The 17,474-nt window shown below is 39.5% G+C and carries 18 protein-coding genes, 1 pseudogene and 2 riboswitches; of the genes and pseudogenes, 10 read left to right on the top strand and 9 right to left on the bottom strand.

Features of this window, described 5'->3' with window-relative positions:
• The first annotated feature begins 586 nt into the window (after nucleotides 1-586).
• The 6 genes and pseudogenes from ACYP5M_RS25150 (at nucleotide 587) to ACYP5M_RS25125 (ending at nucleotide 4,415) form a co-directional block, all read left to right on the top strand.
• Complete coding sequence (locus tag ACYP5M_RS25150; RefSeq protein ID WP_452445070.1) at nucleotides 587-1,090, top strand: hypothetical protein; 504 nt, start codon at nucleotides 587-589, stop codon at nucleotides 1,088-1,090.
• 31 nt (nucleotides 1,091-1,121) lie between these two features.
• Nucleotides 1,122-1,445 carry a DUF4176 domain-containing protein gene (locus tag ACYP5M_RS25145; protein WP_434168960.1) on the top strand — a complete coding sequence of 108 codons (324 nt, stop codon included), beginning with the start codon at nucleotides 1,122-1,124 and terminating at the stop codon, nucleotides 1,443-1,445.
• Nucleotides 1,429-1,770 (top strand): hypothetical protein, encoded by a 342-nt coding sequence (locus ACYP5M_RS25140; RefSeq protein ID WP_148357100.1) that lies wholly within the window; start codon nucleotides 1,429-1,431, stop codon nucleotides 1,768-1,770. Before ACYP5M_RS25145 ends, ACYP5M_RS25140 begins: the two co-directional genes overlap by 17 nt.
• A 22-nt stretch (nucleotides 1,771-1,792) precedes the next feature.
• Nucleotides 1,793-2,362 (top strand): hypothetical protein, encoded by a 570-nt coding sequence (locus ACYP5M_RS25135; protein WP_434168961.1) that lies wholly within the window; start codon nucleotides 1,793-1,795, stop codon nucleotides 2,360-2,362.
• A 335-nt stretch (nucleotides 2,363-2,697) separates the two neighbouring features.
• Nucleotides 2,698-2,940, top strand: a pseudogene (locus ACYP5M_RS25130) (tyrosine-type recombinase/integrase); the annotation flags it as partial.
• 1,223 nt (nucleotides 2,941-4,163) lie between these two features.
• Nucleotides 4,164-4,415: a hypothetical protein gene (locus tag ACYP5M_RS25125; protein ID WP_057278949.1), complete on the top strand. Its 252-nt coding sequence runs from the start codon at nucleotides 4,164-4,166 to the stop codon at nucleotides 4,413-4,415.
• A 464-nt stretch (nucleotides 4,416-4,879) separates the two neighbouring features.
• On the opposite strand, the gene ACYP5M_RS25120 is transcribed toward ACYP5M_RS25125, so the two are convergent.
• Nucleotides 4,880-6,112: an aminopeptidase gene (locus ACYP5M_RS25120; protein WP_459735675.1), complete on the bottom strand. Its 1,233-nt coding sequence runs from the start codon at nucleotides 6,110-6,112 to the stop codon at nucleotides 4,880-4,882.
• Nucleotides 6,113-6,405: 293 nt separating this feature from the next.
• On the bottom strand, nucleotides 6,406-7,893 hold the full coding sequence (locus tag ACYP5M_RS25115; protein WP_101224044.1) for an aldehyde dehydrogenase family protein: 1,488 nt from the start codon (nucleotides 7,891-7,893) through the stop codon (nucleotides 6,406-6,408).
• Between the two features lie 272 nt (nucleotides 7,894-8,165).
• Between ACYP5M_RS25115 and ACYP5M_RS25110 the strand changes: the two genes are divergently transcribed.
• Nucleotides 8,166-9,371, top strand: a complete 1,206-nt coding sequence (locus ACYP5M_RS25110) for an MFS transporter (protein WP_459735674.1) — start codon at nucleotides 8,166-8,168, stop codon at nucleotides 9,369-9,371.
• A 39-nt stretch (nucleotides 9,372-9,410) separates the two neighbouring features.
• On the opposite strand, the gene thiE is transcribed toward ACYP5M_RS25110, so the two are convergent.
• From thiE to tenA, 5 genes are read right to left on the bottom strand one after another with little or no spacing between them, the layout of a single operon-like run.
• On the bottom strand, nucleotides 9,411-10,043 hold the full coding sequence (gene thiE, locus ACYP5M_RS25105; RefSeq protein WP_434168962.1) for a thiamine phosphate synthase: 633 nt from the start codon (nucleotides 10,041-10,043) through the stop codon (nucleotides 9,411-9,413).
• Entirely contained in the window at nucleotides 10,024-10,839 is an 816-nt protein-coding gene (thiM, locus tag ACYP5M_RS25100; RefSeq protein WP_434168963.1) for a hydroxyethylthiazole kinase, read from the bottom strand. The genes thiE and thiM overlap by 20 nt, the downstream gene beginning before the upstream one ends.
• Complete coding sequence (gene thiD, locus ACYP5M_RS25095; protein WP_101224040.1) at nucleotides 10,836-11,642, bottom strand: bifunctional hydroxymethylpyrimidine kinase/phosphomethylpyrimidine kinase; 807 nt, start codon at nucleotides 11,640-11,642, stop codon at nucleotides 10,836-10,838. Before thiD ends, thiM begins: the two co-directional genes overlap by 4 nt.
• Nucleotides 11,611-12,132, bottom strand: a complete 522-nt coding sequence (gene thiW / locus ACYP5M_RS25090) for an energy coupling factor transporter S component ThiW (RefSeq protein ID WP_434169630.1) — start codon at nucleotides 12,130-12,132, stop codon at nucleotides 11,611-11,613. Before thiW ends, thiD begins: the two co-directional genes overlap by 32 nt.
• 15 nt (nucleotides 12,133-12,147) lie before the next feature.
• The gene (tenA, locus tag ACYP5M_RS25085) at nucleotides 12,148-12,837 is read right to left on the bottom strand and encodes a thiaminase II (RefSeq protein WP_459735673.1); all 690 of its coding nucleotides are present in this window, start codon (nucleotides 12,835-12,837) and stop codon (nucleotides 12,148-12,150) included.
• Nucleotides 12,838-12,926: 89 nt separating this feature from the next.
• A riboswitch (TPP riboswitch) is annotated at nucleotides 12,927-13,032 on the bottom strand.
• Nucleotides 13,033-13,189: 157 nt separating this feature from the next.
• Nucleotides 13,190-13,294: riboswitch (SAM riboswitch) on the top strand.
• A gap of 175 nt (nucleotides 13,295-13,469) precedes the next feature.
• Here tenA and ACYP5M_RS25080 point away from each other — a divergent pair.
• Nucleotides 13,470-13,658: a Fur-regulated basic protein FbpA gene (locus ACYP5M_RS25080; RefSeq protein ID WP_034314291.1), complete on the top strand. Its 189-nt coding sequence runs from the start codon at nucleotides 13,470-13,472 to the stop codon at nucleotides 13,656-13,658.
• A gap of 253 nt (nucleotides 13,659-13,911) precedes the next feature.
• A complete protein-coding gene (locus ACYP5M_RS25075; protein ID WP_101224038.1) occupies nucleotides 13,912-14,106 on the top strand; it encodes an aspartyl-phosphate phosphatase Spo0E family protein in 195 nt (64 codons plus the stop codon).
• A gap of 68 nt (nucleotides 14,107-14,174) precedes the next feature.
• Here the strand turns inward: ACYP5M_RS25075 and ACYP5M_RS25070 are convergent, their stop codons facing one another.
• The gene (locus ACYP5M_RS25070; RefSeq protein WP_459735672.1) at nucleotides 14,175-14,681 is read right to left on the bottom strand and encodes an N-acetyltransferase family protein; all 507 of its coding nucleotides are present in this window, start codon (nucleotides 14,679-14,681) and stop codon (nucleotides 14,175-14,177) included.
• Nucleotides 14,682-14,902: 221 nt separating this feature from the next.
• Here ACYP5M_RS25070 and ACYP5M_RS25065 point away from each other — a divergent pair, with 221 nt between their 5' ends.
• The gene (locus ACYP5M_RS25065; protein ID WP_434168965.1) at nucleotides 14,903-15,604 is read left to right on the top strand and encodes a DUF459 domain-containing protein; all 702 of its coding nucleotides are present in this window, start codon (nucleotides 14,903-14,905) and stop codon (nucleotides 15,602-15,604) included.
• Between the two features lie 42 nt (nucleotides 15,605-15,646).
• Here ACYP5M_RS25065 and ACYP5M_RS25060 read toward each other — a convergent pair whose 3' ends face one another.
• A complete protein-coding gene (locus ACYP5M_RS25060) occupies nucleotides 15,647-17,464 on the bottom strand; it encodes an ABC transporter ATP-binding protein (RefSeq protein WP_434168966.1) in 1,818 nt (605 codons plus the stop codon).
• Nucleotides 17,465-17,474: the final 10 nt, after the last annotated feature.

The following is a 17,474-nucleotide window of genomic DNA, read 5'->3' as shown; positions in this document are numbered from 1 at the left end:
TAAAGTGTGATGTTTTAGCGATTGCAGAAGGAGAAGGGCGGATTGCGTTTTTTTTTGCTTGAACAAGGAATGGATGTCACAGTTTGGATTATGGAGAGTCAGTTTTCGGAAGTATATTTCATTTATCAATTACTGTAGAAAAGCGAAGGCTTTTTTGTATGACCCGGAAGAGTTTTTAGCGACTTTTGAGGGATTGGCGAAGCGAATGAGTCATATTCTCTTTATGGGGGAGGCTGTCCGAAACAAGAGGAATCTTCATAAAGGGGGGGATGACATGTCATTCAGTTTGCTGGACAAAAGCTCAACCCTGTTGGTGATTAAGAAAAGGGAAAATATGTGTGAAATCGTCTGAATAAAAGGAGCAATTGGGCAGGTTTTTACATAGAGAGATTGATTGGAACTAACAATTTTTTTAGGCGTATTTATATGCTTCATTAAAAAGAGGTTTAATATACTCTTAACGCTTTGTAATTTTTAAATGCGGAGGGTCAGAAAGCTATGACAACTATAAAGGTATACTACAGATAAGAAAGGAATAGAAGCTTCGGTAGGTAAAACAGAGAATGATTGGTCTGGGTTTGAAGGTGTGAAAAACGGTAGTGATCAAATTGGTGGAAGCAGCTCATTAACGGGAATCCATGTTAGCGTAGAACATGATACAAGCATAATTGATAGCAGTTTTAACCAAGATATTGGAATGGCGGAGGCTCAAGCCAGTGTAGGCGGTAAAAGTATTCTTCCTGTTGTAAAAGCTGGTGGAGCCGTTTATAATGCAAAAGTGAAATCGCAGCTTGATAAGGAAATTGATTACGTAGGCAGTACCGGGGTAGAAGCTAAAGGGGAAATTCTTAAAGCGAATGCTTACGCTGGAATAGATAATAGTTCTATCGGGTTTGGGGCAAAAGCGGCAGTAGCTGAAGGTGAAGTTTCAGGAATCTTTCCACTTCCTTTTACAGACTATACAATAAAGGGAACAGCTGGTGCTTCAGCATTCGGAGCAGGTGGCGAGGCTAAGATTGGGAAAGAAATTGTACTTGACCTTCGATTATTGATAGGAATTAAGCTTGGATTAAGTTTTGAAAAAGAATAAAAATAATTAGTTTGAAAGGAGCTATTTATTAATGACAAAAGAGGTTAATTCTTTAATTATTGATAAAGGAAATGAATTGTTACCAATAGGGACAATAGTTTTGCTTGATATATTTTCACAACCATTAATGGTTTATGGAAGAATGCAACAACAAGCTGAAAAAGATAGTGTATGGGAGTATGTAGCTTGCCCCTATCCTCAAGGCCACATTTCTGATGAAAGTAACGTTTTTTTTAATCATGAACAAATAAAACAAGTGATTTTTAAGGGATTCGAATCTGAGGGTGAAAAGCTAATGAAAGAAAAGCTAAAGTCACTAGATTTAAGGAAACATTCAGATGAAAAAAATCATTAATTGGTTCATAGAACCATACCAAATAGTAAAATTAGAGTTTCAGTATTTAGCGCAATTAAAAAAGAACGAAACAACCTCAAAAAAGGAAATTAATAGAATATATCAATTGCAAGTTTTTAACGCAATGATGTTCTTAGTGTATTCTTTATTTTTTATAGCCTTTTTTGTATATATAGTTTTGCTTTTTATTGTGAAATGGTATGCACTTTCGGGAATCTTCGTTGGACTTTTAATGATGAGCATCATAAAATTGATCCAAAAGAAGGGATACTTAAAACGTCGGGACGCATTTATAAAAAACGATCCAGCTTTAATAAAATCTTAGAACTAAGAGAGGACAGGTACTTTTGAAAAAATTCATATTAATCATATTTACAATTTCTTTGTTACTTGTAGGTTGTAGTGAGAACTCTTCTTTGGAAAATCAATCCGAAAAAGAAAAGACTAAAACTGAAGCCACATCAAATGGAAACAAGCAATCATTTGAGGATAAACAACAAGAAATTGTTAATTTTATAAACAAGGATATACAAGAAATAGTAAGTTATGAAACAGAAGCAAATCAAGTATTATCAACTGTATCGGGTGATAATTATCATAATGATGAAGAATTATATGAGGTACTTGCAAACAAGGTTATACCGACCTACCAAAAAGCAGTAAATAAAGCAAAAACACTAGTTGTAGAAGTTGAAGAATTAAAACCTTTAAAAGCTAAAATTGAAGAAGCTACAGGTATATATTATGATGCTTTAGTGCTTGAAAAAGAGGGCTTGGAAAAAAAGGATACGGAACTAATAAATCAATCAAATGCCAAAGGGCAAGAATATAAAAAAGTGATAACTGAGTACCATGTAGAGATGAAGAATCTTGCCAAAGAATACAATATCGATTATGAACAAGAATCGGCTAAGTAACTTTAATTTGATTCAAGCTGTGTAAAAAATGATTATTTACCTAGAAACATTAAAACCTAGTCTTTTTTAAAAGATAGAATTAGTAAGCCAAGACTTGTCGATTGTTGAATATCTATTTCATTAAAGAATTCAAATAGTGATTGTTTTGGTATTTAAATACATAAGATTGAACCTATAATAAGTAAATGTGGTTCTTAAAGACCTTGTCATAGAGTAATGCTGACAAGGTCTTTTAATATTGAGTAAGTTCTATTAGGCAAGGTGAAAATAATGAAAAAGAGGAAATACTCGGCGGTACAATCTCCCTAACAAAATTCAGGATCAGGGTTTTTAGGTTAAATGATGATGTTGAAAACTTAGCAATAAAGCTAGGGTTACCTACAATTCGTTTTCATGATTTAAGGCATACACATGTTACGATGTTAATCAAACAAAATGTGAATGTAAAGGTCATTTCAGAGCGAGTTGGACATACATCCATTCAGATTACGCTAGACAAGTATAGCCACGTGCTTCCTAGTATGCAGAAACACGTGGCTGATGAACTTGATAATTTGTTTAAAATTAAAGAAATGTGACCATTTTTGTGACCACTCAAGGTTTTAGACCTTCAAAACCCCTCTATAACAACACTTTATTTAAAACGCCCAATCCCCATTACGGAAGCCAGGTTCCGAAGATTAAAAGGATAAAAATGGAAAAAGTAAGAAAAACTACTTTTTTGTGATCGCATGTGACCACTGTGTTACCAGAGAAAGTACAGTTATAATAAGCCTAAACAGTTAATAAAGTTCCCTTAGAATAAGCCTCTTCCAATCTTAGAGGGAGGCTTATTTGTATTCCTTTTTGTTTATCCAAAGCCATAGTATAAATAAGAAGCAATTGGCAAAGAAATAATCTGGTGAGAATCCTCCATATGGTGAGCGGATTGGAGAGCAGAAAGCGGTAGAGTAAATGTATAAAGAAAATGGGTCAAGCTTTCGCTAAGCTTGATAATTACGTCCCATCCAGATTTTGAAAGATTATATGGCAAATTGGCTACAAAAAAACGGAAGCTATTTAATAGGTTTATACGAACTGATTACTATCAATTTATTGGCTTATTCAAACGACCTTAAAATTCATATAAAAAAGAAGTTCCATTTATTTTTGGAACTTCTTTTTGTATTAAATGAATGGAAACCTTAAATCACGAACTTTCAGACCGACTTTTTAGTATTATTTATTTCATTACAGGAGCGGTCACATTTTTGGTCACTAAGCTGGTCACAACTCCTTTAATAACGCATGTTTTTGGGTTTCAAATGCGGTCACTAAGTTAAACGTCTTGATAACATCACATTCTCATTCACAACCCCTAATTACCTAAACCTTCTTACTAATCCGCCCCACAATCTCCATTAAATCATCAGGGCTATGAAATTCAATCGGCGAAAACCTTTATCGAAATGAATTGTATCAGTTTCTATCATTAATACATACTTCCTATTAATTTCCTTGAATGGAAGCTATATCCGGAATCAGTTAAGAGTCCTTTGACAGATGTACTGCCAAGTTTCATTCGCAGCTCGGCTTCAGATTATTGCTCAACAATCTGGGCAGTGGCTTCGACGACTTAGTGGATTTCAAAGTGTTCCTGGATTTCCCTATTGGCGCTCGTTTCCTTTTGAATAAGTTGCTAGAATTTTTCTTGAATAATTAGATAATAAATTTGCCTTTTTTGTGTGTAGCATGACAAAAGAACGAACCATGCTGTCTGAAATTGCATTTAATATATTAACAATGAAAAGAGGTGAATTATATGTCTGATTCTGGTTCTAGATCTGTTGATGTAGTTACGATTCTTTGGGAAAGAGCTACGTTAATACCTTTAGCTCAGCGTACAATTGTACAAGCTACAACGATTGGAAGTGCTGCTCCTTGTGCTAACAATTTAGATCCTGGTGATTCCTACAGAGCTGCTGTACGTTGTTTACTTCGAAATAGATTTGTACAAGTATTGAACCTTGACTTCGGGCGAACCGGAGTTGCCGTGTTCATCCGTTTATTCTAGGATATTAATTGGGGGACAAAGTATTTTTGATTTAAAATACTTTGTCTTTTTTATAAATACACAAAAACCACCAGTCTTTAAGATTGGTGGTTTTATCAATTTTACTAATACAGGAATGTTAAGTAGGAAGCGGAACATTATCTTAGTGAATTTCTAGCTGGAGTTGATCCGATTAAATTACCATTTGATCAATTTATTCAAGATTTGTCGATTCAAATGAAATTGAATGTAGCGGTAGTACATATCAAAACTTATATTAGCTTTAATAAATGTTGTATTAACCCTAGACTTGGTAATATAGAATATTTTCAAAGCGGATTGGTTATACAACTATTCAAAATTACGTTATATCAATAGCCACGTGCTTCCTAGTATGCAGAAACACGCGGCTGATGAATAGTGACCATTTCTGTTGAACACTCAAGGTTTTAGACGTTCAAAACCCTAATAGATCAAAGCTCTTCTTAAAACGCCCAATCCCCATTACGGAAGACAGGTTCGGAAGTGCCGTCCTGTTTGATGCCGTCGATGTTCATTTTCTCCGATCCAATCATGAAATCGACATGTGTAAGGCTTTCATTGAGTCCATTTTCTGCAAGCTCTTCTGGACTCATATTTTTTCCGCCTTCAATACAGAAAGCATAGGAGCTGCCGATAGCGAGATGGTTTGATGCATTTTCATCGAATAATGTATTGAAGAATAAAACATTCGATTGAGAAATCGGTGAGTTGAATGGAACAAGTGCCACTTCCCCAAGGTAGTGTGAACCTTCATCCGTTTCAACCAATTGCTTTAGGATTTCTTCCCCTTCTTCGGCTTTTACTTCAATGATTCGTCCTTCCTTAAACGTCACGGAAAAATTATTGATGATGTTTCCGCCGTAACTAAGTGGTTTCGTACTGGAAACCGTACCGTTAACGCCTGTTTTCAATGGAACTGTAAACACTTCTTCGGTTGGCATGTTAGCCATGAATTCATGACCCTGTACGTTAACGCTTCCTGCCCCGACCCAAAGATGTTTGTCGGGTAACTCGATAGTCAAATCGGTTCCAGGAGCCGCGTAATGCAATTTTTGGTAATGCTTATCATTTAAGTAATCAACCTTTTCATGCAGGGTATCATCGTGTTTTTTCCAGGCATCTACAGGATCCTTAACATCAACACGAACTGCTTTGAAAATGGCTTCCCATAGCAGATCAACACGTTTTCCTTCTGCTTCTTCAGGGAATACTTTATCAGCCCAAGCCTTTGAAGGGACCGCAACTATGGACCAGCTTACTTTATCGGATTGCATATACTGACGCCACTTCTTAAGTGCCGTCCCTGATGCTTTTTGGAAGTTGGCAATCCTTTCAGGCTTTACACCTTTTAATAAGTCAGGGCTGGAGGAGATGACGGATAGATAGGCAGCTCCGTTTTCTGCAAGTTCGATCGTTTCTTCTGCGCGCCACTTTGGATATTCGTGGAACACCTCATCCGGAGCCAGTTCATATTTGGTGCGTGAAACAATATCATCATTCCAATTAACGATGACATTGCGCGCACCGTTCTCATATGCCTTTCTTACAATGAGACGCACAAGGTCAGCGCCCTCTAATGTTGTATTTACGACCAGGGTTTGATCTTGTTGGATGTTTACGCCGACTTTTACGGCAAGTTCTGCATATTTTTCTAAATTCGTTTGAAAATCACTCATCATTCAAAACTCCTTTTCCATTTTCTACATTTATAATTGTACTTATTGTGATATAAAAAAGAAACTTTTTACTCTGATGTAAAAATTAATAGTATACGAAGGGTTCATTTGCAACATAAGTTCGCTCAGGCTCCAGCAGCTATTTTGTCTATCTTGCATTTTACCAAAACTAAAGAAGGAAAGACTATTGAAAAGGTTTGAATAGTTGAATAATTCAAGGATTCTGTACAGTGGATCATTGGACTGAAAGAAAGAGGGCCTCTTTGAGACCCTCTTTCTTAATAGTCAAAAAATCACTTGCCCAAATTAATCCAGACGCTTTTCACTTCAGAATAGTTGTCCAGTGCATAAGAACCCATTTCACGTCCGATTCCGGATTGTTTGTAGCCGCCGAACGGGGAAGCTGCGTCGAACGCGTTATAACAGTTCACCCATACTGTACCGGCACGGAGTTTTCCTGCAACATAATGGGCATTGGCTATATCGCTTGTCCATAAGCCGGCAGCCAATCCATATTCACTGGCATTTGCACGGTTAATGACATCATCTAAATCCTCGAATGGCATTGCCGCTATGACAGGTCCGAAAATCTCTTCTTTGGCAATCGTCATATCCTCTTCAACACCAGCGAATATAGTAGGAGAAACAAAGTAGCCTTGTTCACCCGGTTTATTTCCGCCGACAAGAACTTCCGCACCCTCGTTTTTCCCTTTTTCTATATAACCCATTACCCGATTTTGCTGCTCCTCGGAAACAAGCGGTCCAATTTGTGTACTTGGATCCAGACCTATCCCTTGTTTGATGTTTTTTGCATGGCTCGCCATATCGGCAACAACATTATCATAATGTTTCTTTTGAATATAAACCCTTGAACCGGCACAGCATACCTGACCTTGGTTAAACATGACTCCATTCAAAGCTCCAGGGATGGCTTTTGAGAAATCAGCATCAGGCAGGATGATGTTTGGCGATTTCCCTCCAAGTTCCAATGTGACCCGTTTCAATGAATATGAAGCGGAGCGCATGATCAATTTTCCAACTTCGGTCGAACCGGTAAATGCAATTTTATTTACTTGAGGATGGTCGACAAGTGCTTGTCCGGCGGTTTCACCAAAACCGGGAACGATATTGACGACACCATCAGGGAAACCGGCTTCATCTATTAATTCAGCAAGGTAAAGAGCGGAAAGCGGTGTTTGCTCAGCAGGCTTTAATATGACCGTGCAACCTGTAGCGAGTGCCGCTCCCAGTTTCCACATCGCCATAAGAAGCGGAAAGTTCCATGGGATGATTTGGCCGACAACACCAACAGCCTCGTGTTTTGTGTAGTTAAAATAATTTCCGCTTACCGGAATGGTCTGCCCGACAATCTTGGTGGACCAGCCAGCAAAATATCTCATATGTTCTATCGCTAAAGGAATGTCGGCATTGGTCGTTTCATTGATTGGTTTCCCATTATCCAACGTTTCCAATTGAGCTAGTTCAGTTTTATTTTCTTCCATTAAATCGGCTAGTTTATACATAAGTCTACTGCGTGCAGCTGCGCTCATCCTTGACCAAGGACCTTCATCGAATGCTTTGCGTGCAGCTTTGACGGCTAAGTCGATATCTTCTTTATCAGCTTCATAAACATCGGCAAGTTTTTGTCCTGTAGCAGGATTAGGAGTGGAGAAGGTTTTTTTTGAAGCACTTTCTACAAACTGGCCATTAATATAGAGCTTTTTTGGTCCTGTTAAAAATTTTTGCAGCTTTCCACTTACTTCTAACGTTAGATTTGTCATTAATTACCCTCCTGAATAAAATGGTTATCTTGGGCAAAACATGATGACTTATTGTTAACGCTATGATCTATGCCAATTTTTATGATAAATGAAAAAAAGGGAATATTCAATCTATAACATTCGACAGAATATCCAAGGTTTCTTCATCATTTTAAAAATGAAGTATTTTTTTGTCATGACATGTGTATTTACTATAGCAAAAATGAAAGTTAATAGTTAAAATGAATAAGGATAAAATAACAAGAAGGTCTAAAGTTCTTCAGGAGGAATATATGGGAAATGATGCGAAAATGATATCGCAGCGTAAGTTACTTGGTGTTGCGGGTCTTGGATGGATGTTCGATGCACTTGATGTCGGTATGCTTTCTTTCATTATAGTAGCTTTAAGACAGGACTGGAACTTAACCAGTGAGCAGGTTGGCTGGATTGGGAGCATAAACTCCATAGGAATGGCTGTTGGAGCCGTATTCTTTGGTGCGATGGCCGACAGGGTCGGACGGAAGAATGTCTTTATCATTACATTATTATTGTTTTCAATCGCAAGTGGCCTGTCTGCAGCAGTCAGTACACTCAGCTTGTTCTTGATATTGCGATTTTTGATTGGAATGGGACTTGGAGGGGAACTTCCGGTTGCCTCGACATTGGTCTCTGAAAGTGTTGAAGCGAGTAAAAGGGGAAGGGTCGTCGTCCTTCTTGAAAGTTTTTGGGCGGTTGGCTGGATTTTGGCAGCGCTCATATCTTATTTCATCATACCGGCTTATGGTTGGCGGGTTGCATTGTTATTGAGCGCCGTACCCGCTGTATATGCGCTGTATCTGCGCTTGAAACTGCCGGATTCACCGAAGTATACGGAACTTGAAAAAAAGCAGAGACCATCTGTATTAAGCAATATGAAAAGTGTCTGGAAAAAGGAATACTCCCGTCAGACCCTTGTGTTGTGGGTGCTATGGTTTTGCGTGGTCTTTTCTTATTATGGGATGTTTTTATGGCTGCCAAGTGTGATGGTCCTAAAAGGGTTCAGCATGATCCAAAGCTTTGAATATGTATTGATCATGACGCTTGCACAGCTTCCGGGCTATTTTTCAGCTGCATGGCTGATAGAGAAGTTTGGACGTAAATTCGTTTTGATCACATACTTAATTGGAACGGCAGTCAGTGCTTTTTTCTTTGGGTCTGCAGAGGGGCTGGCACTGCTGATAGTTTCCGGAATGTTCCTATCTTTCTTCAACCTAGGGGCATGGGGTGCGCTTTATGCGTATACTCCTGAGCAGTATCCCACAGCAGTTCGTGGTACAGGTGCTGGTTTAGCCGCAGGGATCGGCAGGATCGGCGGTGTCCTGGGACCGTTGCTTGTAGGGTATTTAGTTGCTGCCGGCACCCCGATTTCATCGATTTTCACCATTTTCACAATTGCTATTTTAGTGGGGGCAGTTGCCGTAGCTTTTGGGAAGGAAACAAAGAATACTGTTTTGACATAAACAAAAAAATGGGGGCTGTATTCAGTCCCCATCCTTTTGTTATTTAAAGTCCTTTATGATTTTTATAAGGGATTCGGAGGCAGTCTTAGGACTTTCTGCATTCATGATGGCTGATACGACTGCGGTACCTGACAGCCCGCTAGCAGAAAGGGAGGAAATGTTATCGGCCGTGATACCCCCGATGGCTACGGCGGGAATTGATACGCTGCGGCAAATTTCCTCCAGATCCCCAATTGCCATTAAGGTTGCATCTTGTTTGGTCTTTGTTGGGAAAACGGAACCGACTCCGATATAATCTGCTCCATTTCGTTCGGCTTCTAGAGCCTCTTCAAGATTGGAAACAGATACACCGACGATCATATCTTCAGGAACCATTTTTTTGACGGCAGGCAGTGGAAGGTCATCTTGCCCAATATGAATTCCATCCGCTGCAACAGCAAGTGCTATATCCACCCGGTCATTGATGATAAGGGGAATGGACAGCTCGTTCAATAACTGTTTTAATGCAGAAGCTTTATTATAAAAGGAGAGGGAGGAATTATTTTTCTCTCTAAGCTGTACGATCGAGACTCCTCCTGAAACCGATTCTGAAATGATTTTGGTCAATTCTTCTATTGCCAGGGACTCTTCCGTAACTAAATACAGGCTTAAATCAATTTGGGACTTCTTCATTTATTTTCACCTCATGCATCCAGATTTCCTTATCCATTCTTGATATTGCATCGATTAATCGCACACGAAACGTTCCTGTTCCTTCATCCTCTTGAAGGTTTTTGGCAGCTAGTTCCCCTGAAATGCTCATGGTTGAGATACCGGCAATCGCCGCAGAATAGAAATCATCGGTGACTCCGGAAAAAGTGCCGATAAGAGCAGTGGACATACAACCGGTACCTGTAACATTAGTTAATAGCAGGTTCCCGTTATCGATGATGGACGTACGTTTTCCATCGCTGACCGCATCCTTCGCTCCGCTGACCACGACGATGCAATTCAATTTATTTGCGGCTCGAGCAGCCAGGTCTGCATTGCTGACCGCAAGCTCCTCCGAATCCACCCCGCGAGTAACGGTATCCCCACCCATCAATGAAAGGATCTCACTTGCATTGCCGCGAATGATTTGGAAAGTAACCTTACTTAGGAGCTCTTTCACTTGCTCTGATCGATAGGCGGTGGCACCAACTCCCACCGGGTCCAAAATGACCGGGATATCCAGGTCATTTGCCGTCTTACCGGCAATCTCCATTGCTTCCAAGGCTTTATCATCGATCGTACCGAAATTCAGGACCAATGCATCCGCTAATTTAACCATATCCGCCACTTCTCTTGGGCTCGATGTCATCACTGGTGAACCACCGATGGCAAGGGTGGCATTTGCACAGTCGTTGACCGTAACAAAGTTGGTGATTTGGTGGACGAGTGGTTTTCTTTCTTTTACCTTCACGAATAAATCGGCTGCGGAAACCTTCATATTAAGTCACTCCGTTCTTTTTTTGAATATGAATGAAAATGATGGACAGGACCATGACCTTTACCGATTGAAAAACTATTGCGTATCGCTTCAGAAATATAAGTCTTGGCCTGTTCGATCGACTCTTGCAAGGGCAGTCCATTTGCCAGGTTTGATGTAATGGCGGATGATAAGGTACAGCCCGTACCATGAGTGTTTTTTGTATGTATGCGCTCTCCCTTGATCCAGTGGAAGTCAGTCCCATCATAATAAAGATCATTTGGATTTCCCGCTGCATGGCCCCCTTTAAGTAAAACGGCTTTGGGACCCATTTCTTGTATTGAAATGCATGCCTTGTAGAAATCTTGTTTCGTTCGAATCGACAAGCCAGTAAGCACTTCCGCTTCCGGTACATTTGGTGTTACAAGTGTTGCAAACGGAAGTAAGTCCATTTTTAAGGCGGAGACAGCCTTTTCGTCGAGCAAATGGTGGCCGCTTTTGGAAATCATGACAGGGTCAAGGATAACGATGGCAGGCATGAAGGTTTTAAGGGACGCAGCGACTGTTTCCACGATTTCTTTTGATCCAAGCATGCCTATTTTTACTGCATCGACAGGAATATCTTCAAATATAGCTGCAATTTGGTCCGATATGATAGCTGTTTCAATTGGCTGTACTGAACGGACTTCCATTGTATTTTGTGCGGTTACGGCTGTTATGGCAGACATTCCAAAAACCCCATGTGCAGAAAATGTTTTTAAATCCGCTTGTATTCCAGCACCGCCTCCTGAATCAGAGCCGGCGATGGTTAATGCTGTTTTCATAAAAAAACCCCTTCATATAATTATTTTTTAGAAGTATTTTAAGTAATATGAAAGCTAAAATCGCACCTGCGAATGAACTGAGCATAAAAGCCGGTAAAAAACCAAAAAGAGCAGCTTTTTCTCCTAATAGGAGGATGGCAAGTGGATAACAGGCCATGGAACCGAGAATGCCGGTCCCGATCACTTCACCTAAACAAGCGAATTTTAAGCTTTGTGTTTTTCGATAAAGGATGGCAGCCAAAAGTGCACCGAACATGCTCCCGGGAAAGGCGAATATTGAACCGGTACCAGACATGTTTCTAATGATGGAAACTAGGAAAGCTTGTGTCACAGCATAAGCAGGCCCCAATAGAACGGCCGTGAGGACATTTGACAGATGCTGAATAGGAAAGACCTTTGCAAATCCTGCAGGGATGAAAATAAATGAACTGGTCAGTGTCGTTATAGCCGTTATCATGGCAGTCAACGTCAGTTTCTTGATAGGATTCATCATCATGTCTGCGACCTACAGCGGCCAATCCTGCTCATTTTGAACCATATCCCAGAATAAGTATTCATATCGGGAAGTAACCAAAAAGTGCTTTTCTAATCGAAGAAGTTCCTTTTCTGGCATGCCTTCCGTCAATTCTTCCAACAATGCGATCAGCCACTTGTATGCTTCCCCGAATTCAGGTGATGAATAGGACCTTATCCAATCTGCGTAGCGATTGTTTTCCAATGCTGCTCCATTTTGTTCTTTTAATAGCAAACCGATTTCATAGTAATCCCAAGCGCATGGCAGGAGACAGGCGATCAAGTCTGCCAATGTCCCATGCTGAGCTGCATTTAGCATGTAACCTGTATAGGCTAGAGTGGTGGGAGTAGGTTCTGTTTCTTCCAATTCCTTGGAACTGATCCCGAATTCGGAAGCATACTGCCGATGGATATCCATTTCCACTTGAAGGGTTTCATTTAAAATACTCGCAAACTTTGCCATGGTTTCGATGTTATGGGCTTTGATGACACCTAAAGCAAAGAGCTTGGAATAATCCATGAGATAGATATAGTCCTGCTTCATGTAATAGGCAAATTTCTTTTCAGGAAGCGTACCATTTCCAATTGCCTGGACAAAGGGATGTGAATGATTCCTTTTCCAAATCTCTTTTGCCCGTGCATGAAGTCTATCACTGAATGTTTCTGTTTTAATATTCTCCATTGTTCATCCTCCTTTAGAATGTTTCCCCTAGATAATGAAAAACCCCGTTCCTGAATACGGAACGGGGTAGATGGATATAGTCTGTAAATGGACGATATCATCCACTTCCCTCCGCCGGTATGAGCCGGTTCAGGTTCAAAGGGTCCGGAAACTATTTCCATCTCAGTCTTAAAAAAGACTCCCCTAGTGGTGTGAATTGTATGTAATTACTGACATCATATCAGAAAGACAAGAAAATGCAACCTGTATTTGAAGAGGGAGCATGTAATGTCCAGGAAAAAAGGGAGAACCAGGTAATTGACTTTTGATAATTATTAGGGTAGAATCATTTCTACATCATTTATATATCGAATTCTTATCCAGAGAGGTGGAGGGACTTGGCCCAAAGAAACCTCGGCAGCGGACCCATTTTGGGAACTGTGCTAAATCCAACAAGCATATGCTTGGAAGATAAGAAGAGCCGTACGGACACAGTCAGCCTCTTCTTGAATTAGAAGGGGCTTTTATTTTTGGGAAATAACGTTTAGTGACATAATAGAAAAGGTATATATAATTTGGTGAAAATCAAACAAGTTGATAAAGTTAGCTAACTAGAAGCAGGCTCTAGGATGACTAGGAAAGGAGCCATTTACATGGCAGAATTATTTAAGAGGATTGAACAGAGGAAGGCAAAACTCATTGAAGAGCTATTGGCCAATGGAGTATACAAAACCTCTGATGAAAGGCACCTTTATGATGCCCCATTAAAAGTGCTTGAAGATGAATATAAGATTGTTATAAATAGACCTAATAACGAGTCACCTTCTGAATGGATGACATAGTAAGCGAAGGACTATATTTTGGGCTCTTGGATAAGGGATATGATGTAAGCATTCACAGTATACACTAGTGGATGCTTTTTTGCGTTTAATAGAAAATGACATAAAATATACATAATTAAAGAATAAAGTAGGTGTTTTGTCACATTTGTCCTATAAAATAACACATTTTATTTCTGAAAAATAGTTGATTTTAACTAGTAGTTTAATTATGATGAAAGTGTAAAAAAATTGAATAAATGGGAGGTGGCATATAATGCCTTGCCGTAAAGTAACTATAGAAAGGGTAGAAGAAAAGAGACAGGAAATGATCAAATTGGCAGCAAGTTACGGCTTAACAAGTCTGCTTACTGTTCAGGCCAGTCAAGAATTGGATACGCTATTAAATGCGTTAGCAAGTAAAAGAGAGTCAGAATATTTTTCCCTCCAAAACGCATATCGGTATTTTTAAATTAGCATATTCGACCTGTATTAATTTGAAAAAGCTACTGCTCAAGGCAATAGCTCTAAAAAATTATATTAAATATCGACATGTTTACCAAGAATGATCAAATCCCGCTCAATGCCATCCAGCTCGGCAACTTGAGGTAAATGTGCCCATTCTTCAAACCCGAATTTGGAAAAAAGCTTAAGGCTAGGTATATTGTGGGCGAAAATGAAACCCAATATAGTCTTAATACCTAATTTTGGACTCAATTCAATTGCCTTTTGAATCGAAATTTGTCCGATTCCTTTTCCCCGGAAATAATCATCAATATAAATGCTGATTTCGGCAGTGGAATTATATGCCGGTCGGCCATAGAAGGATTGAAAGCTCATCCATCCAGCAGTTTTCCCTTCTATAGTAATGATATATAGCGGTCTACTTTCTGAATGATGTTCCTCAAACCATTTAACCCTCGATTGGACGGATACAGGCTCCGTATCTGCCGTGACCATTCTTGAAGCAATTGTCGAATTATATATTTCAACAATTCTAGGTAAATCAGATAGTTCTGCCTCTCTAAACTCTATGTGCTCTTCCATGATGTAATCTCCTAACTATCATTTATTCAATCTCCAGAATGAAGGGTAATCCCGTTTTTTTGTTTAAGGGACGGTGAATTGACATCCAATCCATTGAAAGTTTTTTATTATCATACACTTTTTACTCTTTATCTGACAATTCCTTTTTTATGTTAAGTCTGCAGGTTTTTTGGGTATGTAAAGGATTAAATACTTCTAGTAAAAAGGCAGAGGAGAACCAAATGAAAAAATTGTCAGTTTTTTTGATTATAGTACTGGTTATATGTTTTGTTGCATATGAATTTCAGGCCTCGGAGTCGGAAGATGTGCAAAGGGTGATGGCTTTTGGAGATTCGTTAACCTATGGAAAAGGGGATAAGGATGGAGAAGGATATATAGAAGGCCTGGAGGATGAATTGAATAACCCGGAATCGGAACAAAAAGTGAGTTTTTGGAATTACGGTATAAAAGGCCAGGAAACGGATGGGGTGATGAAACAGCTTGATGATTACCGCATTAAAACGAAACTTGATGAAGCCGATACTTTCATCGTTTATATCGGAACGAATGACTTGATCAATAGTAACGGCGGGGACTTGGAGAAAATAAGTGATCGAAAAATCAATGAGGGTAAACGGGAGTATATCAGCCATCTGAAAAAGATTACGTCAACACTCATAAAGGCAAACGATAAAGCTGATATTTTGGTAGTGGGACTATATAACCCAATTAAAGGAAATCAAAAACTTGAAAAGCATATTCGCGATTATAACCAGTCAATAAAGGGAATAGCGGATAAAGACAATAGGATGTTATTCATTCCTACGAATGATCTTTTTGAAGATAAAAAGAAAACAGAGTATTTCAGTGATAAGTTACATCCGAATGAAAAAGGGTATCAGCTCATTGCGAATCGGGTTTTGGAAAGTTATGATTTCAAATGAAAGCAAAAATGCACAGGAAGGCATTCTGTGCATTCTTGCTTTCTAGGAATTTAATATGGCTTTTAGTTGAGGGAACTGCAAGTCATGGAGCTGCTTGTATCTGCCATTGTTTTGCAATAACTGTTCATGTGTTCCTTTTTCATGAACCTGCCCTTTTTCCAGAACGATTATTTGATCGGCATCATGAATGGTCGATAAACGATGTGCAATCACAATTGAAGTTCGGTTTATCAATAAACGTGACAAAGCTTCCTGTATCAAATGTTCGGATTCTGTATCCAAGGCCGCTGTTGCTTCATCGAGAATGATGATTTGCGGATTTTTCAAAAGTGCCCTGGCAATGGCAATGCGCTGTTTTTGTCCGCCTGAAAGCTTGACTCCGCGCTCTCCAATTTGAGAATCATAACCATCAGGAAAGGCACTGATAAAGTCATGCGCATTTGCCGCTTTGGCGGATTCGATGATTACATCATCTGTAGCATCAAGTTTTCCATACATGATGTTATCACGGATGGAACCGTTGAATAAAATGATATCCTGGGAGACAACCCCCATTTGTCCCCTTAATGATTTCAGTGATACATTTTTGATATCATGGCCATCCATTTTGATTGTTCCATCTTGCGGATCATAAAATCGGATCAAAAGGCTCGTGATGGTCGATTTTCCTGCACCAGAGGAGCCGACCAGAGCAGTTACTTGACCAGCTTTCATGGTCAGGTTTAAACTGCTAAGCACAGGAACATTCTCATCATAAGAAAAATTAACACTTTGAAATTCAATTTGCTTTTTTATGGAAGGGAGTTCAAGGGCATTTCCCTTGTCACTTATTTCAGGTTGTGTTTCCAATATTTCAGTTATCCGCTCAAAGGCGGCGGCTGATTGCTGGACAATGCTGATGACTCGGCTAAAATTGCGAACGGGACTCTGCAGTAACCTCAAATAGGCGAGGAAGGCCACGATTAATCCTATTGTAAATTCACCTTCCATCACTTGCCAAGCACCGAACACAATGACTGCTACAAGGCCGATATTGTTCAATAAATCAATAATCGGACCGAACATGGAACGTAGCCGAACGGACTTAATGTTTGCAGCCATATTTTCCTGATTACGCTCGGCAAACCGCCTTGATTCGAACTCTTCATTCGTAAAAGATTGAATGAGCCGCATTCCTGAAATGGAATCCTGTAACTGGTTGCTGACATCTCCTGCGGAACTTTGCACAGACCTAAATGACATCCTGATGCGTTTCCCGAATACCCTTGTGATATAGAACATGAAAGGGAATATAAAAAGAAGGACAATGGTCAGCTTCCAGTTAATGAAAAGCATATATACCGCCACGGCAATGAAAGTCACCGTGTCCGTCAATACTTGGAGCATGCTCGAAGAGATGAGCTGCTGCAGTAAATTGACATCATTGGTCAACCGGGACATTAAGTCACCAGTTCGATTTTTGTCAAAGAATTTCATATCCAGTGTTTGAATGTGGTCATACATGCTATTCCGTATATCCATAATAGCTCTTTGACCGACCTTGGAAACGATATAGCTGTTAAAGTAGTTCAGTAACGCCAATAAGATGCTGGCACAAAGAATTCCTGTGCCAATCCAGATTAACAAATCATATCTTTTTTCGGGAATGACTTTATCAATCGTAAACTGCGTCAACTGGGGGATGGAGAACTCAAGCAATGAAATGAAAAGCATGATACATAATATCAAAGTGCAAAACTTCCATTTGGATGGTACCCGATTGAACATTTGTTTGAGCATCAACCATATGCTTCCTTTTGAAGGTATTGCATGCATGGAACTGCGGCCTTTGTGGCTGAATGGAATATGTCCTCCACTCATAGCGATCACT

The sequence above is a fragment of the Peribacillus sp. N1 genome (genome assembly GCF_054600815.1).
This window is presented reverse-complemented; position numbering and strand designations above follow the sequence as displayed.